This is a genomic window from Candidatus Dormiibacterota bacterium (assembly GCA_035544955.1).
GTDB lineage: Bacteria > Chloroflexota > Dormibacteria > CF-121 > CF-121 > CF-13.
On record DASZZN010000023.1, the window covers coordinates 66,229 to 92,039 of the forward strand.

The window sequence follows — 25,811 nt, forward strand, 5'->3', positions numbered from 1 at the left end:
AACCCGTGATCGCTACCCGCCCATCCGTCTTGACCGACCGTACACGCGTCTACATCGCCACATCTGATCCTGTTTCGCGAGCCGGCATCGCCAGCCAGCTTCGATCCCACCACGGACTCGACATGGTCGAAGAGCGCCAGGTCGATGCTGAGGTCGTCGCGCTGGTCATTGCCGACCAGATGGACGAGGAGACCGCCCAGACCATTCGCGCATTGAAGCGTCGCGGCGTCGAGCGCGTGGTCTTGATCGTGACCCGTGTCGACGACACCGGCTTACTCAGCGCGCTGGAAGCTGGGGCCCGGGGCGTGCTGCGCCGCAACCAGGCAACACCCGAGAACCTGCTCGAAGCCATCCGTGCCGCTGCCGGCGGCGAGGGGGCGCTCTCGCCTGACCTGCTGGGCCGCTTGCTGGACCAGGTCGGTCGCCTGCAGCGCCAGGTCTTGAACCCGCGCGGACTGAGCTTTGCTGTTCTGACCGACCGGGAAATCAAGGTCCTCAAGCTGCTCGCGGACGGACTGGACACCGCGGAGGTTGGCCGCCGTCTGTTCTATTCAGAACGCACGGTCAAGAACATCGTGCACGATGTCACAAGCCGGCTGAACCTCCGCAACCGCACCCAGGCGGTCGCCTACGCGCTCAGACAGGGCCTGATCTAGCGGACCTACTCCAATAGCAAGCGAGTGAGACGCTCGCGTTGCTGAGGGTCGCCGACGACTCGGTCAAGGCGAGAGGCAGCGTCCTTTCGAAACTGCTCGGGCTCTCCGCGTAGCGCCGTGAGGAATTCCTCCCGCTTCTGCGCGTCATCGACGTTCGCCAGGACTGCGTTGACCCTGGTCGGCTGGCCGGCCAGAACCTCCAGGACGTGGCTGAGAACCCAGTCAAGATCCAACTTCGTTAGACCCGCAACCAACGATTGGCCGTTGGAAGGATCAACTACAGATCGTTTCAGGCGATCGAGTACTTCTTGCGATTGTGAGCGGGTTCCGGCGATCGCCCGCAATAGCTGCCATCGAATGTCGCTGAATCCAGGAGTTATTGCCGGGATGCCTTGAAAGAGATTAGGTCGTTCATCGAGGATGCGAAGTAGGGCCTGACCATCAAAGCCGCGAGGAAACGTTTCGATTGCTAGGATGGCGCCAGCTCGCACTTTCGGGTCGCTGTCTGTCAGGAGCGTCATGATGGCGTCCTTAACCCGTGGCTCCAAGGGCGTTCCGCGCGTTGCGTGCAAGACGGTCGTTACACCATCTTCCGGACCGTACGCCGTCCTCGATGGGAAGACGTCTTCTCCTTCAAGTGCGCGTCGAAACATCCCCACAAGGTCTGATTGAGGACCGATCCGAACGCCATTGACGACGATCTCATCTTTTCCCACGGCGGCCAGATTAACGTGTAGCCCCAGTGCCGGCTGGTTCCTTGTCTTGTACGGGCTTGACGTTCGATGGAACGGCAGCGCCACCCAGGGCCGGTGGCACGTAGGGACCGCTTGGCACAACGACCGTGCTGCCAGTCGCAGCACTGACTGGTACAGGCGGTCCGACGGCCTCCGGGACGCCGCCTTCGGTGACGCCGAATACGCTGCCCGCCGGTGCCTCCCCCCACTCAGAAAACTCGATTCCGTCGAGCGGCGTGGGTTTCTTGAAGCCAGCAGTCCTGGCCGTTACGGGATCGAGTGTGAATCGGACTGTCCCAGGAGCGTATCGCGCTCGCTGGAGAGCGAGATCGACGATGAGCTCGGCGAGGCTGTATTGCGCTGACTTGGCCCGGGGAACCCACCAACCCACCTGCTTCGACAGCATTGCACTCGGGTAACAGTCTCGGATGGGATCAAAAATCGACGGATCCTTCTGAATCGCCTCAATCCAACCATCGAATTCGGGATATTGGTTCCGGTAGGCCGGATCCAGCATGTACTGGTGTACCGACCTCAAGTCGATAATGCGAGTCATTCCGCCGTGCTCGTCGAGCACATCGAGGGGGATATCGTCCCCCTTGAAAAGGAAGGAGTTCGGGTCGTCGCGAACGACCTGTCTCATTGCTTCCCAGGGCGTCAGTTTGGGATCGGCCTGCAGCTTGACGTCGACCCGCTTGAAAAACTCCGTCTTGACGGCATCGGTCAATCCGACACTCGGGTCGCGATTGACGAAGTCAATCTTGTCAGCTCCTACAGCATCTCCACGGGCCTCCGCCTCTCTGCTCAGCGCGTCAACCAAGTCGGGCAGCTTAGTGGGCCGCGGGCCCCCGGCGGTTGTTGTTCCCGAGCTCGTTGATGTCGGCGTGGTGTCCGGTTCGGAACCGAGCTTCTCCTTAGCCCAGTCGAGGGCACCTTTGCCAACCAGTTTGCCGCCTGCCCACAATTCGGCCCCCACGGCACCGGCTCCAGTCATTCCGCCCTCAATACCCGCCGCTGGCAATTCGATGGGCCGAACGAATGGGCTGCTGCCGCCACCCTTCGCAGCCAACGCAATCATCACCAGGGAAACAAGGCCCGTTGTGATTTTTTCCGTACGTGCCTCGGCGTCGAGATTCAGCTCCTTCCCCGTCGCGATCGACGATGACGTGATGCCTTCGTAGAGGGATGTGAAACCGGTTGCATCGGACACCGAGAGGAGCAACAACGCCCCAACGCCCATGTTGGCCGTTTCCGGGCTGTGGCTACGCTGGTAATAGGCGTAAATCGCACCAGCCGCCAGGAGGATGGCTCCCGCGATCATCATGGCGCCGAACGCCGTGAGCGCGACGCCGAAGAAAGCAGCGACGAAAGCGACCACGAGGGCCAGCGCGATGACGATCACGAGGCCAATCAGCAGGCCGCCAAGCGCCTTCAGGATGCCCATACCGATTTGGGCAAACAGGCTGCGCTCGTGTTCCTCTTTGGCCTTGTCAGCAGCCGCCTTGACGTTGGCTTGCAGTCCCGGCAACGGTTCCTTTGCCTTGGCTACTGACTGGTCCGCCGCCTTGGCCGAGTCTTCCGCGAACTGGTCATTGAGCTTGACGGGACTGGCGACGGCTTGTGTCGCGGCTGTTTTGATCTGATCCAGTGACCCGCTCGTGATCGTGTCGTGGTGCTTACCCAGCGCATCGACGACAGTTGCCACTGATTCCTTCCGCTTTGCGGTCGTCGACTTGATATGGCTGATCGCCGGCAGCAAGCCTTTATCGGCGCTTTGACTCGCGGCTGAAGCAACGGCGCCGAGTCCCTGCACAACCTGCGCGCTGGTTTTGCCAAGACCGGCAGCAACGTGACCATGAGCGGCGTCGATCTGTGCCTGAGTAGCCGCACCAGCGTGAGCCAGGTTCGAATGCTCGGCTGCGAGGACCTCATCTACCGCAGACGGATCCGGCATCTGCACCGAGAGGAGCTGCCCGGTCAGTTGAGCCGCGCGCCGCTCGATTTGCGCCGACTGATCTTGTGCCGCGTGCTCGACGGCCGACGCAGCTTGCCTGCCGGCTCGATTCAGTTGCTCGGCCTGTTTCTTGCCACCCGACTCAATTAACTGGATGGCTGCGGACTCCGAGTGTGTCAGCGCCGTGCTTACATGTGACTCGACGCCGGACAGCTGCTGGACCGAGGCACCGGTAATGCTGTGCAGCTCGGCGGCTGCAGCCTGGCTCTCGGCACGGATCGCTTGCGTCACCTGTGGTACCGCGTCGGTTATCTGCTTGTCGACAGTCGAGGCGTATTCCGCATGCTTCCGGTCAAAGGTCGGCGCGCCGCCTCGCAGCTCACGGCCGATGCCTGGTCCCTTCGCGGCGATGTCCGCAGCCGTCTCCCCCGCCACCTTCATCGCGGCTTGCGCTTGTGCCCTTCCGGTGTCATCTGAACCATATTTGGCGGCCTCCCGCATGCCAATCTCTCGCGCCGCCAGTGCGCCAGCTGCGATCTCTGCTTCGGCGCGCGTGGCGTTCGCCTGCGCGGTCTCCCCTGGCCGCCCACGCTCCTCTTCGAGCTTCTGATGCATCTGCGTCCGCTGCGCTTGGGTCTCCGTGGTAAAGGCTTCGAGTCGTTTCGCGGTGGACGTTTCAATCAGCTGATGATCCTGCTCGGTAGCGGCTTGGATCGCCTGATGCTCTGCATCCACCTGCATACCGAGGTCCCCCCGTTTCTTGACGAAGCCTGCCGAGACCTCGGACTTCTTCCGGGCGATGCCACCCTGGATAGTCGCGCGCTCCGCTGCGACCTGGCCGAAGATCGCCTCTTTGGTTCCGGCAGCCTTTTGCTTGATTGACGTCGCGTGTGTCAGCGCAGCTAGCTTCAGCTGGCTTACCTGAGCCTCGACCGTAGCCCGGGCCGACACGGCATCATAGCCGGGCTGAGGCGTCGTCGATGCATCCGCAGGCGCCGCTGCCGGCGGCGGAGGAACGGGCGTTACGTCAACCGTGGGAGCAGCTTCGACGGCCGGAAGAATCTCGGTGCTGCCTGATGTCGATTTTGACTCAGCGACGATGTCGGTTGAACCTGGGCGACCCGGCGGCGCCGGAAGTTGGACCGGTGGGCCGCTCGCCACACGCGGCAGCTTGACCGCCGGCGGGCTCGGGATGGGCTGAGCCGCTGGGTGCCGTGCCAGAGATGACGTCACCAGTTGAGTAACGGCGGAATTCCCTGCGAGGCCTTGCAGGCTCAGGAGCTCCATGGGTGAGATCGGTGCCCCATGACCCAGTGGTAGCGCAGGAGTTTTCCCACCATCCTGATCACCGTGGGCAGCTTGCCGCCGGCTGGTTTCGGCTTGGTCGTCCTGAAGCGCGCGTATGCCGTCCACCTGGTGGCCTTCACTGATTGAGCATTGGAATCGGGCGACGGTCAACCGTCGGCCGGGCAGCCGCGAGTGAACCGAATTCTGCCTCATGGGGAAGTGCGCGCGTTGCGTGCTCCGAACATGGGAGTAACACTTCCGTCCACAAGCCGTCCGATCCTTGTTGCCCCTTCGGGCAAGCGGCAATGCCCCGAGACCTGCGCCGTTGAGCGTTGACCCGAGCGGCCAATTGGAGTGAGATCAGGCGGAAGGACCTTGCGCGCCTGTTGGTAGCAGCGTGAGTTCGACGGAGGCATAAGCATGCAATCGCACGAAAACGATCTTCTGATCAGTCCGGAGAGCCACCAGGCGCCAACTCGGCAAAAAGACGCCGCGGAGTCGGTCGGCCCCGAAGCGCTGATGCACGGCCGCACCGATGTATTGACTCCGTCCGCCGTGATGCACCTGCAAAAGACGGCCGGGAATGCCAGCGTCACCGCTGCACTCGAGGAACAGGTGACGTCGCCAGTCAAGGACGTCGTCGGCTCCGGAGGCGGGTCCCCGCTCGATCGCGACACTCGCAGCTTCATGGAGTCCCGCCTGGGCGCTGACTTCAGCGACGTCCGGGTCCACAGCGGTGGCAAGGCCACCGAGTCGGCGCGTTCCGTCCAGGCGCACGCCTACACCGTCGGCAACGACGTCGTTTTCCAGTCAGACAAGTACGCGCCCGAGAGTGACTCCGGCAAGCGCATGCTGGCGCACGAGCTGACCCATGTCGTGCAACAGCGATCGGGGCCTGTCGACGGCACGCCGGCCGCGGGCGGCATCCAGGTCAGCCATCCGTCAGATCGGTTTGAGCAGGCCGCGGAAACCAGCGCCGATCGGGTCATGTCGGCCGCGGCACCGAGCGCCGAGTCGCATGCGGCCGCGGCCCCTGCTGTGCAGCGCGCCGACGCGGGTGCTCCGCAAGAGGAGACGGAAGAGCCGGCGACCGCCCAGCCGTACGCGATCCAGCGTACAGAGGCTGGGGGGGAAGATAAAGACGAGGATGAGTAGCGGCCTCTAACCGAGGAAGTGGTAGTAGGGGCCGAACTCCGACTCGACACAGAGGCGACCCATTTTCAGGTACTCGCGCTGCGTCGCTCTGATCAAGTGGGCCATCGATAACGGCTGACCCTGCTCGGCGGCAGCGTAGGCCGCCGCCACGACGATGTTCCGGATCCCACCGCCGGCCAGCTTGAACGACTCGGCCAGAAAGGCCAGATCAAGATCTCCGGCGCGAGGCATCGCGGTCCCCAGGCTTCGCTCCCACAACTTCAGCCGATATTCCCGCTCGGGTTCGGGAAAGTCGACCAGTGAGTCCAGACGGCGGGTGAAGGCCTCGTCGAGGTTGGACCGCAGGTTGGTGGCCAGGATGGCGATGCCGTCGAAGAGCTCCATCCGCTGGAGCAGGTAAGCGACCTCGACGTTGGCATAGCGATCGTGCGCATCGCTGACTTCGGAACGCTTGCCAAACAGCGCATCGGCCTCATCGAAAAGGATCACCCCGTTGACGCGCTCCGCTTCGGCGAAGATGCGGTCGAGGTTTTTCTCGGTCTCGCCGACGTACTTGTCGACCACCGTGGCCAGATCCACGGTGTAAAGGTCAAGGCCGAGCTCGCTGGCGAGCACCTCGGCCGCCATCGTCTTACCCGTCCCCGAGGGCCCGGCGAACAATGCAGTCAATCCGCGGCGGCGCGCCGACGGGCCGCCCATCTTCCAAACATCGAGCACCTGCTCGCGATAACGCGCACGCGTCAGGAGTTCCTTGAGCTGCGCCATCGTGTCGGGCGGCAGAACCAGGTCAACAAAACCAACCGCGGGCTGGATACGGCGCGCCAGACGTTCGAGGCCGGCGGCGTTCTGCGCACGGGCGCCCGCTTTGAGCTCGTCCTCGTCGAGGGGGATCTCGCGGGCATGCGCCTCCATTCGGGCCGCGAGCGCAGCCCGATGCACCTGCTCCGCCGTCAGCCGGAACTGCGCCATGGTGCCTGCGAGATCGAGCCCGGGCGGCGTGTCCCCGTTGAGATTCCGGCGCCACAGCTCCGCGCGCTGGACCGCGTCCGGGATGGGCGCCTCACAAATGAAGGGCACGTCGCGCGCCCAGCCCGGATCCCAACTCCGGGCGCCGACGAGGACGACCATCGAGGGCATCTCCGAAAAGGCGCGAACCGCTGGAAGTCCCTTCGCGATCAGGACCTCGACCGGGCCGGCGACGACGCCCGCTCCCGTCAGGCCGGCCTCCCGCGCGGTCAGGGCGGCGACGATCGCGAGGTCATCTTCCGGGCGCAAGCGCTCGAGATCAAGCGCCAGCGTCGGTCGGCCGACCTGCGCGAAGGCGCTCGACGCGAGCGCCGCGCCGGATGCTCCCGGGCGCTCGCGAATGTAGGCAAGCCTCCCCCCACCCCGACCCTCCCTCCCAAGGGGGGAGGGAGATTCGGCGCTCGGTTCATCCTGCATCCACCGCACCAACGTCGCCGCCTGCTCCGGCGCCGCGGGTTCGGATTCGTAAGCCAGAGACGCGACCCCGGCGTCGGGGATGTCGCTCCCCAGCAAATGGGCGGCGACACGGTCGGGCACGCGCAGTGGCCGGGTCAGGACCGGCCGATCGTTTTCTTCAACCTGCACCAGGTACTCGTCAACCAGTGGCGCGCCGGGCGCGAGGCGGCTCCGCGCATAGGCGCTGCTCGATGGCAAACCGCATAGCTCCAGTCCGAGCCCGACGCTGGCGCGACGGCGCGAGACATCGTCCTGCAGATAGCCATATAAGCGCTCAAAGCGCGCGTCGACATCCGGGGCCATCGCGATCAGGAGTAACTCGATGTCGATCTCGTCGAGGTGAAAATTGCGGGCCAGGCGGCGCAGTCGCAGGTCGGCACCTTCCCGCTCGGCGCCATCGGCGGCGGCTTCGATCTCGTCGCATGCCTTCGCCGCGTCAGGATCGGGGGCAACCGGGCCGGCTTTCTCCGCCAGCAAGCGGTCGACATGAACCTGCGAAATGTAGAGCCCGCGAAATCGATCGTCGGTCTCCGGATCCGTCGCCCGGCGGCGCGCGACGGCCGCGCGGACGCGCGCCTCGACCAGCTCCAGCCGACGCAGCACGTGGACGAGGGACGGATCGGCGACGGCGGTCAGGCCTGGCGCCGACATCGGCTTAGGAGCGGTTGACGCCGCGAATGCGCAGGATGCGACCGGGCTGCTTCTCTTTCCCGGAGCGAACCACTTCTTCCTGGTAGGGCGCAACACCGGGCTTGTCAACCGGCTCGCCCGGCTTGAGCCGCCCCGAGGCCTTCGGCCCGCCGGGTCCGGGCGCGCCGACCGGCTTGGCACCCTCGGCGGCTGCCGCGCCGCGGCGAGCTCTGCCGCCCCGCGCTGCTGGCGTCGCCCCATCTTCGGCCTCGCCGTCGGGTCCCGCGAAGGTGAATCGCGGCTCTTCGAGGACCGGCGGACCGGCGGGAACGGCCACCTTGACTTCGAAGGGTGCATTCACAACCAGGTCGAGGGACGCCTTGAGCTCGCCGCCCAACGCTGACCAGACGTCGGAGATCGACCGGTCCTGTGGGGGCGGAAGGGCGATGTTGAGCAGGATTGGTTGACGCGCGTCGGCGAGCACCCCGCTGAGCGTGTCGGCCGGCATGGTTGGATGCCGCAAGAAGCACGCGAGCAGCGAGGAGAGCAGACGGTGTTCGTCTTCGGGCCGCTGTGTCCATGCCGTCACGAGATAGGAGAGCTTGAATCGGCGTGGCGGCGGCCGGCGCTCGGTGACCAGTCGGGAATTGCTGGCATCGCCGCGGATGTCCTGCCACATCACCTCGCGCTGTTCGAGGTCCTCGCGGATGTCGTAGAGATAAAGATCTACGGTCGGAGTGTTGCGCCGCGAAGACCATTCCTTGTTCGGCGCATCGAATGCGATGTCGGCTTTCGATCCGTTGAGGGCATCCCGTTTTACGAGGGCGCGCAGGGACTCATCCACGTCCTGGATCATCGCTCTCTAGGGTTGCCGCTTCGGTCGCGCCTCACAAGTCGTCTGCGGGCAGCCGTTGGGGTCAAGTTCCTGCCTGATTGGGCAACCTCGAGCAAAGCTTGCCGTCCCTTCGGGCATTGCCGCTTACCCGTTCACTGGCCCGCTCGTCCCTTGTGGCGAACGAGCGCCGATGCGACGCTCGGTTCCGTACCTGACGGCATTCAACAGGGAGGAGATTGCCCATGCCCAATTACTTGTCGCCCGGCGTATACGTAGAGGAGGTCGAAGCCGGCTCACGCCCCATTGAAGGGGTTGGGACCGCGACCGCCGCCTTTGTCGGCCTCGCCGAGAAGGGTCCGGTCAACGCCCCAACGTTGGTCACCAACTGGAGCCAGTTTTCGCAGACGTTCGGCGGATTCCTGGAAGGGTCGTATCTCGCGCATTCGGTCTACGGCTACTTCCTGAACGGCGGTGGGTCCGCCTACATCGTCCGGATCGGCGCCGACGGCCATGCACCATCAGCCCAGGCCGAGCTGCCGAGCGCGAAGGACAAGTCACTGGCAGGGTATCGCGTCCTGGCGCTGGAGGGCGGTCAGCCCGGCAACGACATCCAGGTCGAGGTCGCGGAAGCCTCGCAACCCTCCGAGGACACCTTCAAGCTGATCGTCACGCGCGGAAAGGATCGCGAGGAGTACGACAACGTCACGACGCGCAAGGGCAAGAACAACGTCCTTACGGCCGTGAAGACCGCGTCGAAGCTAATCCAGCTCGAGGAGATCGGGACCGCCGGCGCACTGGAGAAGGTCCCCGCCCCGGGCAAGGTTACGCTTCAGGGCGGCGGCGGCACGATGCCCGCCCGGGTCACCCCGGATGAGTACGTGGGCAATTCCGCCGATCGCACCGGGTTCGCGGGTCTCGAAGCCGTCGACACCGTCACCATGCTCAGCGTGCCTGACCTGATGGCCGCGTACCAGCGCGGCATGATCGACTCCGAGCAGGTCAAGGCCGTGCAGCTTGCGATGATCGCACACTGCGAACTGATGGGCGACCGAGTCGCCATTCTCGATGCACCGCCCGGACTGAACGCGCAGCAGATCCGCGAGTGGCGGGTCGACAAGGCGGGCTACGACTCGAAGTACGCCACCCTCTACTGGCCGTGGGTCAAGGTCTTCGACCCCCTCGCCGGCCAGGCGAATTTCGTTCCGCCGAGCGGCCACATGGCCGGCATCTGGGCGCGCAACGACGACACCCGCGGCGTGCACAAGGCCCCGGCGAACGAGGTCGTACGCGGCGCGATCTCCCTCGAGCTACAGGTCACCAAGAGCGAGCACGATTTGCTGAACCCGCAGGGCATCAACGTTATTCGCGCCTTCCCCGGCCGCGGCATCCGGGTCTGGGGCGCGCGGACATTGTCGAGCGATCCGGCCTGGCGGTACATCAACGTCCGCCGGCTCTTCAACTACATAGAGGGCTCCATCCTGCTGGGCACCCAGTGGGTGGTCTTCGAGCCCAACGACATGGCGCTCTGGGAGCGGGTCAAGCGCACCATCAGCGCCTTCCTTGTTCGCGTCTGGCGCGACGGCGCACTCTTCGGGGCGACACCCGGCGAGGCGTTCTATGTCAAATGCGACGGCGAGCTGAACACGTCCGAGACGATCGACGCCGGACAGCTCATTGTCGAGATCGGCATCGCGCCGGTCAAACCGGCGGAGTTCGTCGTGTTCAAGATCGCCCAGTTCTCGGGCGGTACATCGCTAACCGAATAAAGGAGGAATAGATGGCAACTGGTATATCGAATGTCTCGAACAACGACGCACTAGCCGCCCGGAACTTCGCCATAGAAGTTGACGGCACAACCATCGCGCAGTTCACCGAGGTCGGCGGGTTGACCTCCGAGATGGATGTCACCGAGCTGAAGGAGAACGGCCCCGACGGCAAGATGATCATCAAAAAGATCCCGGGCGCGCACAAGACGCCGACGCTGACGCTGAAGCGGGCCAAGAACGTGTCGATGGAGCTCTACAAGTGGCACAAGCTCGCGCTCGACGGCAAGGTCAAGGAAGCTCGCAAGAACGGCTCCGTGATTCTCTACGACTACGAAGCCGGCGAGGTTGCCCGCTGGAACTTCGTGAACGCCTGGCCATCGAAGCTCACCACCGGGAGCCTCAAGGCGGGATCGAATGATGTCGTGACCGAGGAAGCCACCATCGTCATGGAAGGCTTCGAGCGAGTCAAGTGAGTCCGGTATCCAGCATGGCGGAGGTCGATCGCTCGACCTCCGCCTCCACCCTGCACACGGAATTCGCCTTCGCGCTGCCGCGCGGCTACGTCGACGAAGCCGGAACCGTACATCGCGAGGGTGTGATGCGCCTCGCAACCGCGCGCGACGAGATTCTCCCCCAGCGCGATCCGCGGGTGCGTGATAACGAGGCCTACCTGACTGTCCTGCTGCTGTCCCGGGTGGTCACCCGGCTCGGTACTGTGCCGCAAGTGACCTCCGGGACCATCGAAGGTCTCTTCGCATCCGACCTGGCCTTTCTGCAAGATCTCTACCGCCGGATCAACCAGGAGGGGCATACGCAGGCGGCCGTGACTTGTCCGGACTGCAAGCACCAGTTCACCGTTGACATGGCAGGTGGTCGCCTGGGGGGGTTGTGACGTACGCGACCGACCGCCTCTTCGAGGAGATCGCGTACGTGGCGTATCACCTGCACTGGTCGTTCGAAGAGATTCTCGATCTAGAGCATCCCGTTCGGCAGCGCGTCGTCGAGGAGATCGCCGGCATCAATCGGCGTCTCGCGGAAGAGCAGGAAGCGTAAACAATGTGGCCGTTCAAACAAAAGGTTGAGGCGCCGGCGGCAGAGGGACCGAAGCCTGTGCCGGCGCCCGTGATTCGCCGCGATTGGGTCGGGCTGCCGCCCATCCAGCGGATCGTCGGCGCACACCCGCTCACAGCACCCAGCGATCGGTTTCGCGATGACCTGGTGACGCATCAAGATCCATCAGTCAGCTCGGACACGATGAGCCATCAGGTCAGCGCCGAAGCCCCGCCGGGTCTGGTTCTGGCCCTTGCTCGGCCGACCACCCGCAGCGACGGCCCCGCCATGATTCCGCGCCCACGCGTGCAACGAAGCGTGGCGAGCGCGGCAGCCGAGTCGGGGGAGTCGGATGGGGATGAGGCCGCGTCCGAGTCGGCGCGGCCCACCCCTATTCCAGCAAGTGCGCACACGGTCGCGGCTCGGGAGCTCCCCGTCGTGGCGCTCGAGCCGGCCGTTCAGCGCCTCGTCAGCCTGCCGCCGGACGCAGCACCGACTCCCCTTCCGACGGTGGCACAGCGATCGGGCGCCGTGTCGACGCCGTTCACGATGTCCGCCCCAGGCGATGAGCCGGCTGAAACGCCGTCGGCGCCCTTGCAACGGCTGACCCTGGGCCAGTCGCGACGAATGGGGCTGGGAGCTCCGATCAACCGCGTGACAGACCGCAGCGTGCAGCGCGCCGCGCCGGAACTCCCTCTCCCTACGATCCCGGAGAGCGTGAGGCAACCCGCTGAAGCCCCCACCCGGCCGCCCGGGCCGGTGGACACCTCAATGGGGGAGCGCGCGCCGATGGACCACCCCGTGCTGCAAAGGGCGCCAGTGGAGATGCCCATCGTCGAGGAGACACCGACCGACCTCCCGTCCGCCGTGAGGAGCAGGACGTCATCACTCGGCGCGCCGCTGATGCCTTCGCCGGAAGCAAGCGATGCGCCCAGGCTGGACCTGCCCCTCGTCGCCCGCCGCCCCGCGGCGGACGAACCCAAAACTGGCGATCGCCAGGAGCGTGCACCGGCGCCTTCGGTCCAGCTGAGCGCTGCGTCTCTCCCAGAGGATGTGGGTGATTCGTCGAGTGCCGCGCCGCCGGCCGTTCAGCGTGTTGCCGCCGGCAGCTGGCCAGCGCCGTCGTCGACCGAAAGCCCCCAGACGTTAGGCCTCGCCTACCTCCCGACACCAGCTTTACAGCGCCTGCCGAGCTCGAGGCTGCCGCTGGTTACCGAGTCCGCAGCCCGCGTCACGGCCGTGCCCGCGGCATCTGCGCCGGACGCGGCGACGGCGCCTCTCGTCAGCGCCCGGCCGCTGCGTCCCTCCAACATGCTTCAACCAGACGCATCGACAGATTCCTCTACCGCCCACCCCGACGCTACCCCGCAAGAGGCGAGGGAGTTTCCACTCCAGAGGGCGATGGAAAATAGCCCCGATCCCGAGCCTGTTCCGCGCGGGACGGCGAGGCACCTTCCTCTCAGTGCACAAGGGCCGAGCGAGGCTCCTCCCATGGCACGGCTGCCGCTGGCGCCGTCACGCGGCTTCGCGGTGCAGCGCGCTCCGCAACCGATCGAGGACGCGGAGGTGGGATCCTCGGAGCTTCCGAGCGAAGGCGGCGCGCCCGTGGTTCAGGGCGCCTGGTTCGACTCGATTTCGAGTGCAGCCAGCAGCCTCCCCTCGGGCGCGGCGAGCGCCGGAGGGAGCGCGATCGGGTCGGCAATCGGCGGCGCCGCCTCGGCCCTGGGGGGCCACAAGCCCGAAGAGACGGACATGGATGAGCTCGCTGGAAAGCTCTACGACCGGATCCGCAACCGATTGAAGACAGAACTGTTGGTCGATCGGGAGCGCGCCGGCTTCCTGACCGACTTGCGCTGAGGAGGAAATCAATGCCTGACCATGCCCACGCTCAAAGCCTTCGGTTCCGTGTCAAGATCGACGGCCAGGGCGACCTTGGGAACTGGTCGAAGTGCGACGGCTTGTCCGTCGAGTACGACGTCTTCGAATACAAGGAGGGCGGCGAGAACGGTTTCGTCCACCGCATCCCTGGCCGTGTCAAGTACCAGAACGTCAAACTGACACGACCGGTCAACAAGGACACCAGCAAGGTCGCCAACTGGATGGCCACGCTCAAGGTGGCAGTCAAGCGCCAGACCGCGGAGATCTCCGCGCTGGATACCGAGGGCCATGCCATCGCGACCTGGAACCTCGAAGGCGTCTTCCCCGTCAAGTGGAATGGGCCATCGCTCGACATCGGCGCCAACCAGGTGGCGACGGAAACCCTCGAGCTCGCCCACAACGGATTCCTCACCGGATAGGAGCAGCATGGAACCGATGAAGATGGTCAAAGCGAAGCTCGAAGAGGTCGACGGGATGGAGAAGCTCGAATTCAAGTTCAATCCGAGCGAATATTCCGTGCAGAAGACGGCGCAGTGGGATGCCCCCAAACGCAGCATGAGCACTAAGGCCGGCGCCAAACCGGAGTTCATTGGCAGCGGCCCGCAAACGGTGAGTCTGCAGATTTTCTTTGACGACTGGGAAGCCCCTTACGGCGACGTGACCAAACACGTCGAGAAGCTTTTCAAGTGGTGCCAGCCAAGTCAGAAGTCGACCGCCCGCGACAACCCTCATCCCCCACTTCTACGCTTGATCTGGGGAAGCAACCTGCACCTGGCCGAGCACAAGTTCTACCTGGCATCGGTGAACGCCAAGTACACGATGTTCGGGCGCACCGGGAACCCGCTGCGGGCGACGGCCGATATCAGCCTCAAGGAATCCCCGGACGAGCCGGCCGCCCAGAACCCCACCTCCGGTTCGATCCACGCGCGGGCCACCCACCTGATCTCCGAGGGCGACACCCTCCAGTCGATCGCGACCAATGAGTACGGCAACCCCAATCTGTGGCGAGGGCTGGCCACCTTCAACGACATCGATGATCCGTTGCGGCTAAATATCGGCAGCCGGATCCTGATCCCAAGCCGCGACGAAGCCGCGGACGGCGCGAAGGGCAGCTGACACGATGGCGCAGAACTTCCATGTCTGGCCGGACATCCAGCTCAACGGGTCGAAGTTGTCTGATGAGTTGGAGGCTCTGCTGGAACAGGTCGTCATCGATCATCACCAGCACCTTCCGGACATGTTCGCGATCACCTTCCACGATCCGGACCGCGACGTCCTGGGACAACTGCACGCCGCGATCGGCGACACGGTGACGATCAAAGTCACACCGCCGGGCGGTTCTCCGGAAACCCTGATCAAGGGCGAAGTCACCGGCTTCGAGGCGGAATATGGCGCCAGCCGGCTGCGCACGGTGCTGCGCGGATACGACATGTCGCATCGACTCCATCGCGGACGTCGCACCGAGACCTACAAGAACGTCACGGACTCCGACATCGCCCGGACCGTGGCCAGTCGCGCGAACCTGACGATCGGCAAGATCGACTCGACCAGCGGGACGCACGACCATGTCTCGCAGGCCAACCAGTCTGACTGGGACTTCTTGAAGTCTCGCGCTCGTGAGATCGGCTTTGAGCTGGCCATGGAGGACGGGAAGTTCAACTTTCGCCAGCCGATCCAGGCGTCGGGGGCGCCGCAGAGCGGCACCTACCAGAGCCACAGCGATCCCCTCCAGCTCGTCTTCGGCGAGGACCTGATCGAGTTTCGGCCGCGGGTCACGTCGGCCGAGCAAATCAAGGACGTCAAGGTACGCGGCTGGGACCCCGTCCAGAAGCAGGCCGTCATCGGCTCCGCCAACTCGGGCACGGTGGCGACCGATTCGCTGCAGGACGACCCGTCCAAGTTGGCGAACAAGTTTGGCGGGGCGACCTTTACCGCCGTGAACCGGCCGCTAACCCAGCAGGCAGAAGTCGATGGGGCGGCCGCGTCGATCGCCGAGTCGATCTCCAGCGCCTTTGCCGAAGCGGACGGCCTCGCGAATGGCAACCCCAAGCTCAAGGCCGGCACGACGATCAGCGTTGGCGTCGTCGGCGATGAGTTCTCCGGCAAATACACACTGACCAGCGCGCGCCACATCTTCGGCGAGCAGGGCTATCGCACGCATTTTGTGATCAGCGGCCGGCAGGACCGCTCGCTGCTCGGCCTCGCATCATTGGGCTCCTCGAACGGCCACGCGTCGGCGGGCGGCGCCCCGATCAATGGCGTGGTCGTGGCTCTGGTGACCGACAACAACGACCCTAACAACGCGGCGCGGGTCAAGCTCAAGTTCCCCTGGCTCGACGACAACTACGAGTCCGACTGGGCGCGGATCACGCAGCTGGGCGCGGGGCCGGACAGCGGCGCGCATTTCATTCCCGAGGTCAATGACGAGGTGCTGGTCGCCTTCGAGTTCGGCGACATCCGCCGACCCTACGTGATCGGCAGCCTCCACAACGGGCAGGACAAACCGAAGTTAGGCAATGGACTGTTCGACAACGGCAAGGTCAAGCGGCGTGGCTTCATCTCGCGCAAGGGCCACCAATTCATCTTCTTCGACGACCCGAACAAGGCCGGGATGGCCTTCATCAGTAGCGATGGCAAGCTCAAGATCTCGCTCAACGAGACCAACTCGGAGATCCATATCGAGTCGCAGGGGAAGATTCACGTCGAGAGCCAGAAGGACATGATTTTCGAGTCCCAGGCCAACCTGAACCTGAAGGCGGGGCAGGGGCTCAAGGTCGAAGCCGGGACCAACCTCGATATGAAGGCCAGTTCCGGAGCCACCCTGGACGGCGGAGGGCAGCTCGAAGTCAAGGCAAGCGGGCAGCTCAAGGTCACCGGCGCCATGGTTGACGTCAACAGCGGCGCCCTGCAGGTGATGTGATGCCAGGACCAATCGTCAACATGGGCGGCACGGTGACCTGCATGCACGGTGGCCAGGGCCAATGCACGACCGTCAGTCCGAAGGTCATGGTCGGCAGCCAGCCGGTTGTCACCATCCCCGCCTCCTACGTGGTCGCCGGCTGCGCGTTTCCGCCGCCGCCGGTGGCGAATGGTCCCTGCGTCAGCGGCATCATCCCCTCCGGCAGCACGAAGGTCCTGGTCGGCGGGATGCCGGTGCTGCTCGCCCTGCCACCGGTGGCCGGCACGTGCATCCCAACCGGCACGCCGATGATGATCGGGTCGGCAGGCCAGACGAAGGTGATCGCGCAATGAGCGAAGAATTCATCGGATCCGGATGGGCGTTCCCGCTCCGGACCGACCCGACCGGACGGATCGCCCTGGTCTCGCGTGAGCAGGAGATCGAGGAAAGCATCCGGCTCATCCTTGGCACCGCGATCGGCGAGCGGCCGATGCGCCCGGAGTTCGGTTGTGCGATTCATGACTACGTCTTCGACAGCGCCGATACCGAGACCGCCGCCCGGGTGGCGGCGGCGGTGCGCGCATCACTTCGCCGCTGGGAGCCTCGCATCGAGGTGCGTGATGTCCTGGTCAGCTTCGATACCGAGGACTCGAGCATCCTCTACATCGACATCCGCTACTCGATCGGGGAGACGAATGATCCCCGCAACCTCGTCTTTCCCTTCTACGTGATTCCACCGGAGACAACGTGAGAAACCACAAATCTGCAGGAGGAGGCTGAGCCATGGCACTACCGGTCCCGAACCTCGACGATCGACGTTTCCAGGACCTGGTCGACGATGCCAAGCGCCTCGTCCAGCAGCGCTGCCCCGAGTGGACCGACCACAACGTGTCGGACCCGGGGGTCACGCTGATCGAGACCTTCGCCTGGATGACCGACCAGGTTCTCTACCGGCTGAATCGTGTTCCCGAGCGGAACTACATCAAATTCCTCGAACTGATCGGCGTTCGGCTTTTTCCGCCGACGGCGGCACGGGCCGCGATCACCTTCTGGCTCGCGGGCCCGCAGCCGGGGGTCATCCAGATCCGGCCCGGTACCCAGGCTGCCACCCTGCGCACCGAGACCGATGAGGCGATCGTCTTTACCACCATCGGCGACCTGGCGATCGTCCCCTGTTCGCTCGCCCGGGTAGCCTCCACGCTTGGCGGCGAGAAAGAGGTCAGCGACCACAGCGAGGCGCTGCAGGCACGCACGTCCTTCTACTGCTTCGACAAGGTGCCGAAGCCGGATGACGTCCTCCTGGTCGGCCTCTCCGAGGCCGTGCCTGGGTGCGCCGTGACGTTGCGCTTCAACTGCGACATCGAGGGCGTGGGCGTCGATCCCGAGAACCCGCCGCTGGTCTGGGAAGCCTGGGATGGCTACGCCTGGACGCCGTGCGACGTCGACCGAGACGGCACCGGTGGCCTCAACCGGGACGGCGACGTGGTGCTGCATATCCCCAAGAGCCACACCGTCTCCGTCATCGAGCAGCAACGCGCGGGTTGGTTGCGGGCGCGGGTGCTCAAGCCAGAGCCCGACCAACCGACCTACAGCGCCTCGCCGATCATCAAGGGCCTGTCGGCCTTCACCATCGGCGGAACCGCCGAGGCGGTGAACGCCGAGCTGGTGGAGAACGAGCTCCTTGGGGCGTCGGAAGGAGTCCCCGGCCAACGCTTCACGCTCAAGCACCACCCGGTGGTCCCTGGAGGTGCCGCCAACATCCTCGAGGTGAGCGGCATCGACGGCTGGCAGGAGTGGAAGCAGGCCCAGCATTTCGTCGACAGCAAGGCCGACGACCGGCACTTCGTGCTCGACGCCGTCAGCGGTGAGGTCCAGCTTGGGCCTGGCGTGCGCGAGCCCGACGGCACGTTCCGAAGTTATGGCGCCGTGCCACCCAAGGGGTCTCGGCTCCGGCTTCGTTCCTATCTGATCGGTGGCGGCCGGAAGGGCAACGTCGCCCGCAACACCATTACGGTGCTCAAGTCCTCGATCCCCTACGTGTCCAAGGTGCAAAATCGCCGTGCCGCGGAAGGTGGGGTCGACGGCGAAGACATCGAGAGCGCCAAGGTGCGCGGCCCGATCGTCCTACGTACGCGCGATCGAGCCGTCACGATGGAGGACTACGAACACCTCGCGCGCGAGGCGGCACCGGAAGTGGCGCGCGTCCGATGCGTCACCGCGGGCGATGGCGCGGATGCGGGCGGCGTTCGCATCCTGGTGGTGCCGGCGGCGGGCAGCAGCGACGGCCGCCTCCGCTTCGAGCAGCTCGTGCCCGCCGAGGAGACACTGCAGCGCATCGCCCGTCGCCTGGAGGATTCGCGCGTGATCGGCACGCGGGTGCTGGTCGAGCCGCCGGTATACCGCGGCGTGACGGTCGTCGCCAAGCTGCGCCCGCGGGCGAGCGCGAATCCCTCGCGGCTGCAGGGGGATGCGCTGGAGGCGCTCTACCAGTACTTCCATCCGATCAGCGGCGGCCCCGACCGCAATGGCTGGCCTTTCGGCCGGCCCGTCCACGTCGGCGAGGTCTACTCCGTGCTCCAGGGACTGCACGGAACGGAGCTGGTCGAAGACGCCCGGCTGTTCGGGGCGGACCCGGTGACGGGCCAGCGCGGCCAGGCGGTTCAGCGGCTCGTCATCGAGCCCCACGCCCTCGTCTACTCCTACGAGCACCAGGTGCTGGTGGAAGGCGCGTGATCGCCCAGGCTCCGACGGTCAACCAGGGGCGCGGCCTGGTGCGGGCCCTGATCAGCCCGCACCCGCTGGGCGAAGCGCTGCCGGCCCTCTTCCAGGAAGACGGCTTCACCCAACGCTTCATGTCCGCGTTCGATACGGCGCTGGCCCCGCTCTTTGCCACGCTGGACAACCTACCCGCTTATCTCGACCCGTGGCTGGCGCCCCCCGACTTCCTGGAGTGGCTCGGCAGCTGGTTCGGGCTGGTCCTCGACGACGCCTGGTCGGTCGAACGCCGCCGCGCCCTGCTGGCTAACGCCTTCGAGTTCTATCGCATGCGCGGCACGGTCAAAGGATTGAAGGCGCAGGTCGAGACCCTCACCGGGGGCACCGCGGAAATCATCGATACCGGCGGGGTCGCGACCGCGACCAAGGCAGGCGAAGCGCTGCCGGGGTCGCCGAACTTTGCCCTCATGGTTCGAGTCTCGGTCGACGATCCGTCCAGCATCAATACGATCAGGCTCGACGCGCTCGTCGCTGCCGCCAAGCCGGCGCACGTGACGCACAAAGTACAGGTTGTCAAACGATCGAAAGTACAGGAGACTGTGGAGGTGACAAGCGGGTGATCGTCTGCAAGCAGTGCGGACACCACAACGAAGACAACGACACGTTCTGCGGGTCGTGCGGGAAGTTCCTGGAATGGACCGGGGAACGCGTCGCGGTCGCGCAGCCGGAGCCCGAACCGTCGGCGCCTGAGCCGGTGCCCGAGCCGGCCCATGTCGGCCTGATCGACCGAGTCAAGCACGCGGTCGGGATCGAGGAGTCGACGACGCAGCCGGCAGCGCCCACCGCAGCCGCCCCCGCCCCGGTTGTGGCGCCGGCGCCCGCCACCGCGGCAGCGCCGCCAGCCGAGCCAGCGGCCCCCGCCCCACAGGTTGTGTGGACCGTCCCGGTGACCTCCGCCGCCCCCAGCGCACCGTCGGCCGCGCCCGCGCCACCGGTCGCCGCACCAGCCGCGCCCACGGCCGCGCCCGTCCTGGCGAGCGTCGCTGCCCCTGCCGCTCCCGCCTCACCACCTGCCGTCTCGGTTGTCCAGCCGGACGAGCCACTGTCGCGCCGGCCGACGTCCGTCGCGCCGACGGTGGCCCGGCCGCGCCCGGAAGCCCGCACCATGGAAGCGCCGACGCGCCGGCACCCCGGCGACCTCATCTGCGGCCAGTGCGGCGAAGGCAACGACCCGACCCGCCATTTCTGCCGCCGCTGTGGCAGCTCGCTGGACGAGGCGATCGCGGTCCGCCTGCCCTGGTACCGTCGCTTCTTCAATCGGGTTTTCGGCATCCGCACCCGCGAAGCCGGCTGGCGGCCGCGTCGAGTTGGCCCGCCGAACGTGATGGGCGCCGTCTGGCGGATCCTCCGCCTTGCCGTCGTCGCCCTGATCGCCGTCGCTCTGCTCGCCTTCCTCCTGGTGCCGTCATTCCACAACGCGGTCGTCAATCGGGTGACGAGTACGGTCACCACGGTCCGCAAGGCGATCTTTCCGCATTACAGCGCCGTCTACGCGACGGGCGCGTCAGCCAGCACCTCGATCGCGGGCCATCTACCGAACCTGGCGATCGACACTCATACCAACACCTACTGGGCAGCGCGGGTTGGCGATCCCGCACCGTTTCTCAAACTGACCTTCCACGATCCGGTCGACCTGGCGCAGATTGGTTTCGACTCGGGCGCCGCAGGCACCGCGCCGGTCGACGATTACCTCGCCCAGCCGCGCCCGCATCAGGTCCACCTGGTGTTCTCCAATGGCACCACCCTCGACCTTACCCTCAAGGATGAGGATCCCAAGGTCGCGAAGAACGCCCAGTTCTATCCGATCGACGCCAAACAGGTGACCTTCGTCGAGATCCACATCATGTCGGTCTATGCGCCGGCGGGTGCCTCGCCCTCATCGGTTGCGATCGCCGAAGTGGAATTCAAGGTCAAGGACTAGGCGCGAGAGCTCGCGGTAAGGCCGAGCTCCTCGAGGACGCGCGCGTAGTCGCGCCGCGCCCGGCTTGCCGCACCGGGATCACCGCCTTGTTCGCGCGCCTGGATCAGCAGCTTCCAGAGCGGGTCGTGAAGCCGATCGACCCAGAGCCCGGTCGCGCAGGCGTTGGCGGCCGCGGCGGGATCGCCCTGCTTGAGCAGTAGCTCGGCGAGGCCTTGCGCCGCCTCGAGCGCGCCGGCACGAAACCGCTCCCGTGGTTCGATGGCCCACTCGGCCGGACCGTCCTCCGGTAAGAGCTCGCCGGCGTAGAGCTCGAGCGCTTGCTGGAAGTGGGCGACGACCGCGTCGACACCGCCCCGCAATCGCGCCACCCGTGCCGCGGCGAGCGCCTTCGAAAACTGCACCAGGTCGACCTCGGCGTCCGCCTGGATCGCCAGGCGGTAGGCATCGCCTTCCCGCAGCAGCAACGATGAACCGCCGCGGCCGACGCCCGGTTCGAGCCACGATCGAAGGGAGGAGACAGCCACGTGGAGGTTGCGCGCCCCGGTCTCGGCATCGGCGTCCGGCCAGAACGCCGCCTGCAAGACCTCGCGATGCACGGGATTGCCGGCATGGACGGCCAGCAGCCGCAGCACGGCACGGACGCGCGGCTTGATCGTGGTCAGATCGACCGGCCGACCGTTGATCGCGATGCTGAACCCGCCGAAGCAGCGAATGCTGAGCGAGGGCACCGTCCGGACCACACCGATCGGGATCACGTTCTCCGGTGCGGGTGCGGGAGCGGCCAGCGGCGCCAGGCAGCATTCCTCCTGCACGGACACGGCCAGGCTGCGATACTCGGCCCCGCGCTCCGGTTCGGTTTCGGCGAGCGCGAGGTAGGGGAAGTAGCGGGCGCCCGGCGTGCCGCTGTAGCGCGCGAGGTTTTCCGCCTGCAGGGCCGCGTCGCGGGCCTCCGGGGCGCCGTTGCGGGCGAGGCCCAGCGAGAGCAGCGCTCGTGACCACGCCTCCAGGACACCGGCACCTAACTGGTGGAAGGCGTCGGTCGCCTGCTCGAGCGGCGGGACGGCATTGTCACCGGCATAGATCGCGGCCCATCCGACCATCAGGCCCACGAGAGCACTTCCCCACCGATCGCCGTCGCGATCGCACGCGGCACGCAGGCCCTCGGCTTCCCGCGCGCTCCCCGGCCGTTGGGTCAGCACCAGCGCCGCGCGGGAGAGCCGTGCCACCCAGCCCAGGCCGAGGGTCTCCGCACTCTCGGAGGCCTCCTCGATATCGAACACACCCTGCAGATCGCCGCTGAGCAGCGCGGCGACACCGGCCCAGAGCCGGGCCGCGGTGGCCAGCGCCGCAGTAGCGTCACGGCTGTCGGCCGCCGCATTCAGGTGGCGGCGCGCCTGGTCCATCTGTCCGGCCAGCAAACACACGACCCCGACGGTCAGCTTGCCCGTCGCCTCCGGCAGCTGGCTGGCGAGTTGTTTGGCGGCGAGCGGGTCATGGGCAACAGCCTTGCGCAAGAGACCGGCCCAGTCATTGCCGGGCATCGGAGTCGGCTCGAGCCAACCGGCCAGCGCCTTGCGCTCCGTCGCGCAAATCAGCCCGGCATCGCTCGACCCAAAGACCCGTTCGGCCCGATGGTAGGCATCGATCGCCTCTCGCCAGCGCCCCTCGGCACGATGGCGACGGGCGCTGCCGAGCATCAGCCAGGGATCCTGACGAAGCAGCGCCGGGGGCAGGGCATCGATCCAGGTATCTGGTCCTTCGAGCAGTTCGCCGCCCTGGTGGTGGAGCATCCGGTCCACGGCCTCCCAGTCTTCCCCGCGGGAATAGGCCTGCACCGCGTCGGGGAACGCGCCGCTCGCTTCCAGCAGCCTCGCCGCCCGCCGGTACGCGGCACGCGCCTGAACCTCACCGAGCTCTTCCATGAGCACCTGTTCGAGGTGCGAACGCAGCACTTCGTGATAGCGGTAGCCGCCGCGATCGTCGGTAGCGGTCGTGAAGATCTGCCGCCGCTCCAGCTCCTCGAGCACCTGCTGGCTCCCCGTGCGATCGAGGAAGGCATCGCAGATCGGCCCGGTGAGCCGGGTCAGCACGCAGGTCCGGACGAGGAACCAGCGCAGCTCGGCCGGCAGCTGGTCGAGAACGTTGCGTGTCAGATACTCGCGGGTCAGCCGCGACCGGCTGCCCAGGGCGGTCAGGATGCGACGGCGTTCCTGGGGCGACTTCCCGCGGGTCGCGAGGTGAAACAGCTGCAGGCCGGCCGCCCACCCCTCGGTGCGGCGCGCCAGCTCGGCGAGCTCTTCCGGCGGCAAGGGCGCGCGATAGAAATCGCGGAAGAGACGCTCGACTTCCCAGGAGCGAAAGCGCAGGTCCTCGCTGCCGATTTCGAGCAGCGATCCCGAGACGCGCAGGCGGGAGAGGTTGAAACCGGGCAGCCCGCGTGACCCGATCAGGAACGTGATGCTGGGCGGGGCGTAGTCGATGAGCCGCTCGATGGTGCGCTCGGCCGGGCTGTCCTCGAGCGCGTGCAGGTCATCGATGATCAGCACCGCACGCCGTCCTGCCCACGACTCCAACGCACGAGCCGCCGTTTCGACGGAATCCCAGCCACTCGGGATGTTGCCAAGGACAGCAGTGAAGGCAGATTCGAGATGGCTGAGTAGCGTGGTGGTCTTCGCATCCCAGCTCTCTGCGCGATACCAGGCGACGGGAACATCGGCTGAGGCGGCGAAGCCGGCCAGCAGCGTGCTCTTCCCCGAGCCTGCCGGGGCGACGACCAGCCCGACTCGATGCTGCCAGATGCGGGCAAGAAGAGCATCGACGCGCTCGCGGGCAAGGGACTGTACCTGCGGAATCAGCACCTTCGCTGATACCACTGCCGTGGTCCCTTCCCTCACCCTGGTCTCCCCTCCCCACTTGGGCCGACCAGCGCAAGCTTCGCCAGTGCGCCGCCTACGCTATCCCTTCAACGTCCTGCCTGCTACCCATCGCCGCCGCGCTCGGTACGTCGCCACACTACTCGCACATTCGCATTTGTCAATATGGTTATCGCTAATAGTCCAGTCCTCAATCTTCAGCACGCACGTCTGTTCGCCAGAGGAAGGCAAGGCTGAACAACAAGAAGAAGCGTTGTCCCGTTTTCTAACCCGGCTTGCAGTATCTCGGCGTAGACGGCCCCTCGGGGTGGATTCTTGAAGGTAAAGTTCTTCATCGCGTGATTCGTTGATCGGGATGTGGTTTATCGGGCCAACAGGACTTCCGGTAATCGGCGGATAGCGCGCGGGTATCGACCCCGCATCGTTACTCGTCAACGGAAGGGTCGACCAATCGTGTCGGCATCCCCGGCCCCGGTTCATCCTTATAATCCGCGGTGCCGCGCCCCCTTAGCTCAGTGGACCAGAGCGGGTGCCTTCTAAGCACTAGGTCGCAGGTTCGAATCCTGCAGGGGGCACGATTCCATCTGTAGTAGTTCGGCTGAGGTGTCCCATTGGGCCTTCGGCTGATGCGTCCCACACCTTCGGGTGATGCGTCACAGGTACTTCGGCTGATGTGTCTCACTTTCCCCCATGAGGGAAATGAGCGTGACTGAACAGCGGTACCAGGCAGTTCTCGGCGTCCTCTCGGAGGGGCGGGCGGTCATGGAGGTGGCGAGCCAGCGGGGCGTGAGCCGGCGGACGGTTCACCGCTGGTTGGCTCGATATGAGGCGCAGGGACTGGAGGGTTTGCCCGACCGCTCCCATCGGCCGGCGCGGTGTCCGCACCAGATGCCGGCCGAGATCGAAGTCTGGGTGCTCGAGCTGCGCCGGGCGCACCGGTACTGGGGGGCGCGGCGGCTCGCCCTGGAGTTGGTGCGCAAGAAGGTCACGCCGGCGCTGCAGTACTGGGTGGGCAACGACCTGGTGAAGACCGTGGCCCGGCAAACCCAGGGAGAGATCCGCAAGAAGTACGCCGACGGAACCGCGCCGACGAGGGCAAGAGAGTGAGACACTTCAACCGAACTAGGTTTGCGACAGATCAACCGAAGGTGCTCAGGGGCACGATTCCACAAGAGTGCGACGCGACAACGATTGCGCTGCGTTTGGCTCATTTCGTTGCTTGACACCAGCGCCTCGTCCGTTGATGATTCGCCTACGCCACGTTCATCAAGCGCATGGGAACGATCCGGCGCTTTTCTCGGGGGCCCCGAATTGGGTGTCAGATGGAGACTAGGCGACGAGTTGAAGCCAACGCCCGTCGAGTTGCTCTTGTGTCTCCATTCGGGCACGACGCCCGCTTTTAGCGGCCGCCCTGATGAGCTCCACCAATCTTGGACCGAGTTCCGAGCGCGTGATCTCGAATTCGTCCCATCGTGCATCGCCGGTGGTCCGGCAATCGAAATTGAACTGGACCATTCCCTTCGCGAGAGAGGTGCGATACGCCGGTTTGTAGAACTGGGCAGCAGGTACGACCCAAAGACGAGTTGGCTCCATCTTCTGTTTATCGAGGAGGCAGAAGACGTAGATGAATTTGGGGTCCGAGGGAATGTGACCTCGGTACAGACGGACCGTGCCACGTATCCGACGATCGCGATTCAGCCCGAGGGCGCACTTGACCTGAAGATAGATGCCCTGAAACCCTCCGGCGAGATCGATGATGATGTCCTTTCCGTCGACATCCGTAAACGGTCGATATGAACTGAGCTTGCCACCGGCGCTGATCAGAGCGTACGCGGCAACGAGCGCCTCGGCGACCGCGCCGCAGAGCTTGTCGTTTTTATGCAGCTTCCGAGAAGGAGTCATCTCTACGAGAGCGC

General features: G+C 65.6%; 22 protein-coding genes, 1 tRNA gene and 1 pseudogene. 17 read left to right on the forward strand and 7 right to left on the reverse strand.

Translation table 11 applies throughout. From position 1 onward, the window contains the following. Positions 1–5: 5 nt before the first annotated feature. Positions 6–656: a response regulator transcription factor gene (locus tag VHK65_08440; GenBank protein HVS06182.1), complete on the forward strand. Its 651-nt coding sequence runs from the start codon at positions 6–8 to the stop codon at positions 654–656. A 5-nt stretch (positions 657–661) separates the two neighbouring features. Here VHK65_08440 and VHK65_08445 read toward each other — a convergent pair whose 3' ends face one another. The 3 genes from VHK65_08445 to VHK65_08455 form a co-directional block, all read right to left on the reverse strand. After that, the gene (locus VHK65_08445; GenBank protein HVS06183.1) at positions 662–1,456 is read right to left on the reverse strand and encodes a hypothetical protein; all 795 of its coding nucleotides are present in this window, start codon (positions 1,454–1,456) and stop codon (positions 662–664) included. After that, a complete protein-coding gene (locus VHK65_08450; protein ID HVS06184.1) occupies positions 1,383–4,295 on the reverse strand; it encodes a hypothetical protein in 2,913 nt (970 codons plus the stop codon). Before VHK65_08450 ends, VHK65_08445 begins: the two co-directional genes overlap by 74 nt. A gap of 323 nt (positions 4,296–4,618) precedes the next feature. Continuing rightward, positions 4,619–4,771 (reverse strand): hypothetical protein, encoded by a 153-nt coding sequence (locus VHK65_08455; protein ID HVS06185.1) that lies wholly within the window; start codon positions 4,769–4,771, stop codon positions 4,619–4,621. 280 nt (positions 4,772–5,051) lie between these two features. Here VHK65_08455 and VHK65_08460 point away from each other — a divergent pair, with 280 nt between their 5' ends. Continuing rightward, positions 5,052–5,786 carry a DUF4157 domain-containing protein gene (locus tag VHK65_08460; GenBank protein HVS06186.1) on the forward strand — a complete coding sequence of 245 codons (735 nt, stop codon included), beginning with the start codon at positions 5,052–5,054 and terminating at the stop codon, positions 5,784–5,786. A gap of 6 nt (positions 5,787–5,792) precedes the next feature. Here VHK65_08460 and VHK65_08465 read toward each other — a convergent pair whose 3' ends face one another. Next, positions 5,793–7,919 (reverse strand): ATP-binding protein, encoded by a 2,127-nt coding sequence (locus VHK65_08465; protein HVS06187.1) that lies wholly within the window; start codon positions 7,917–7,919, stop codon positions 5,793–5,795. A gap of 4 nt (positions 7,920–7,923) precedes the next feature. Then, positions 7,924–8,742 (reverse strand): DUF4255 domain-containing protein, encoded by an 819-nt coding sequence (locus VHK65_08470; protein ID HVS06188.1) that lies wholly within the window; start codon positions 8,740–8,742, stop codon positions 7,924–7,926. A 233-nt stretch (positions 8,743–8,975) separates the two neighbouring features. Here VHK65_08470 and VHK65_08475 point away from each other — a divergent pair, with 233 nt between their 5' ends. From VHK65_08475 to VHK65_08535, 13 genes are read left to right on the forward strand one after another with little or no spacing between them, the layout of a single operon-like run. Beyond that, on the forward strand, positions 8,976–10,499 hold the full coding sequence (locus tag VHK65_08475) for a phage tail sheath family protein (protein ID HVS06189.1): 1,524 nt from the start codon (positions 8,976–8,978) through the stop codon (positions 10,497–10,499). A gap of 11 nt (positions 10,500–10,510) precedes the next feature. Continuing rightward, positions 10,511–10,972, forward strand: coding sequence for a phage tail protein (locus VHK65_08480; GenBank protein HVS06190.1), 462 nt, complete (start codon positions 10,511–10,513; stop codon positions 10,970–10,972). A gap of 14 nt (positions 10,973–10,986) precedes the next feature. Continuing rightward, on the forward strand, positions 10,987–11,391 hold the full coding sequence (locus VHK65_08485; GenBank protein HVS06191.1) for a hypothetical protein: 405 nt from the start codon (positions 10,987–10,989) through the stop codon (positions 11,389–11,391). Beyond that, complete coding sequence (locus tag VHK65_08490; GenBank protein ID HVS06192.1) at positions 11,388–11,552, forward strand: DUF6760 family protein; 165 nt, start codon at positions 11,388–11,390, stop codon at positions 11,550–11,552. Before VHK65_08485 ends, VHK65_08490 begins: the two co-directional genes overlap by 4 nt. Positions 11,553–11,609: 57 nt before the next feature. Continuing rightward, a complete protein-coding gene (locus VHK65_08495; GenBank protein ID HVS06193.1) occupies positions 11,610–13,406 on the forward strand; it encodes a hypothetical protein in 1,797 nt (598 codons plus the stop codon). 11 nt (positions 13,407–13,417) lie between these two features. Next, positions 13,418–13,846 (forward strand): phage tail protein, encoded by a 429-nt coding sequence (locus tag VHK65_08500; protein ID HVS06194.1) that lies wholly within the window; start codon positions 13,418–13,420, stop codon positions 13,844–13,846. 7 nt (positions 13,847–13,853) lie between these two features. Further along, on the forward strand, positions 13,854–14,543 hold the full coding sequence (locus VHK65_08505) for a peptidase M23 (GenBank protein ID HVS06195.1): 690 nt from the start codon (positions 13,854–13,856) through the stop codon (positions 14,541–14,543). Between the two features lie 4 nt (positions 14,544–14,547). Next, entirely contained in the window at positions 14,548–16,347 is a 1,800-nt protein-coding gene (locus VHK65_08510; GenBank protein ID HVS06196.1) for a VgrG-related protein, read from the forward strand. After that, entirely contained in the window at positions 16,347–16,679 is a 333-nt protein-coding gene (locus VHK65_08515) for a hypothetical protein (GenBank protein ID HVS06197.1), read from the forward strand. Before VHK65_08510 ends, VHK65_08515 begins: the two co-directional genes overlap by 1 nt. After that, positions 16,676–17,077 (forward strand): GPW/gp25 family protein, encoded by a 402-nt coding sequence (locus VHK65_08520; GenBank protein HVS06198.1) that lies wholly within the window; start codon positions 16,676–16,678, stop codon positions 17,075–17,077. The genes VHK65_08515 and VHK65_08520 overlap by 4 nt, the downstream gene beginning before the upstream one ends. Positions 17,078–17,109: 32 nt before the next feature. Continuing rightward, entirely contained in the window at positions 17,110–19,059 is a 1,950-nt protein-coding gene (locus VHK65_08525) for a putative baseplate assembly protein (protein ID HVS06199.1), read from the forward strand. Then, positions 19,056–19,661: a phage tail protein gene (locus VHK65_08530; GenBank protein HVS06200.1), complete on the forward strand. Its 606-nt coding sequence runs from the start codon at positions 19,056–19,058 to the stop codon at positions 19,659–19,661. Before VHK65_08525 ends, VHK65_08530 begins: the two co-directional genes overlap by 4 nt. Next, positions 19,658–21,022: a zinc ribbon domain-containing protein gene (locus tag VHK65_08535; GenBank protein HVS06201.1), complete on the forward strand. Its 1,365-nt coding sequence runs from the start codon at positions 19,658–19,660 to the stop codon at positions 21,020–21,022. Before VHK65_08530 ends, VHK65_08535 begins: the two co-directional genes overlap by 4 nt. Here VHK65_08535 and VHK65_08540 read toward each other — a convergent pair. Beyond that, a complete protein-coding gene (locus VHK65_08540; GenBank protein HVS06202.1) occupies positions 21,019–23,916 on the reverse strand; it encodes a BTAD domain-containing putative transcriptional regulator in 2,898 nt (965 codons plus the stop codon). The genes VHK65_08535 and VHK65_08540 overlap by 4 nt on opposite strands. A 480-nt stretch (positions 23,917–24,396) precedes the next feature. Between VHK65_08540 and VHK65_08545 the strand changes: the two genes are divergently transcribed. Together VHK65_08545 and VHK65_08550 are read left to right on the forward strand one after the other, a co-directional pair. Beyond that, positions 24,397–24,470, forward strand: a tRNA-Arg gene (locus VHK65_08545). A gap of 115 nt (positions 24,471–24,585) precedes the next feature. Then, a pseudogene (locus VHK65_08550) lies at positions 24,586–24,882 on the forward strand (leucine zipper domain-containing protein). Positions 24,883–25,224: 342 nt separating this feature from the next. On the opposite strand, the gene VHK65_08555 reads toward VHK65_08550, so the two are convergent. Then, a complete protein-coding gene (locus VHK65_08555) occupies positions 25,225–25,797 on the reverse strand; it encodes a hypothetical protein (GenBank protein HVS06203.1) in 573 nt (190 codons plus the stop codon). Positions 25,798–25,811: the final 14 nt, after the last annotated feature.

What these genes read in the sequence shown, in the direction of transcription:
- VHK65_08460 (HVS06186.1), top strand. Translation starts at nt 5,052, where the DNA reads ATGCAATCGCACGAAAACGATCTTCTGATCAGTCCGGAGAGCCACCAG.
- VHK65_08465 (HVS06187.1), bottom strand. Translation starts at nt 7,919, where the DNA reads ATGTCGGCGCCAGGCCTGACCGCCGTCGCCGATCCGTCCCTCGTCCAC.
- VHK65_08475 (HVS06189.1), top strand. Translation starts at nt 8,976, where the DNA reads ATGCCCAATTACTTGTCGCCCGGCGTATACGTAGAGGAGGTCGAAGCC.
- VHK65_08480 (HVS06190.1), top strand. Translation starts at nt 10,511, where the DNA reads ATGGCAACTGGTATATCGAATGTCTCGAACAACGACGCACTAGCCGCC.
- VHK65_08485 (HVS06191.1), top strand. Translation starts at nt 10,987, where the DNA reads ATGGCGGAGGTCGATCGCTCGACCTCCGCCTCCACCCTGCACACGGAA.
- VHK65_08500 (HVS06194.1), top strand. Translation starts at nt 13,418, where the DNA reads ATGCCTGACCATGCCCACGCTCAAAGCCTTCGGTTCCGTGTCAAGATC.
- VHK65_08505 (HVS06195.1), top strand. Translation starts at nt 13,854, where the DNA reads ATGGAACCGATGAAGATGGTCAAAGCGAAGCTCGAAGAGGTCGACGGG.
- VHK65_08510 (HVS06196.1), top strand. Translation starts at nt 14,548, where the DNA reads ATGGCGCAGAACTTCCATGTCTGGCCGGACATCCAGCTCAACGGGTCG.
- VHK65_08515 (HVS06197.1), top strand. Translation starts at nt 16,347, where the DNA reads ATGCCAGGACCAATCGTCAACATGGGCGGCACGGTGACCTGCATGCAC.
- VHK65_08520 (HVS06198.1), top strand. Translation starts at nt 16,676, where the DNA reads ATGAGCGAAGAATTCATCGGATCCGGATGGGCGTTCCCGCTCCGGACC.
- VHK65_08525 (HVS06199.1), top strand. Translation starts at nt 17,110, where the DNA reads ATGGCACTACCGGTCCCGAACCTCGACGATCGACGTTTCCAGGACCTG.
- VHK65_08555 (HVS06203.1), bottom strand. Translation starts at nt 25,797, where the DNA reads ATGACTCCTTCTCGGAAGCTGCATAAAAACGACAAGCTCTGCGGCGCG.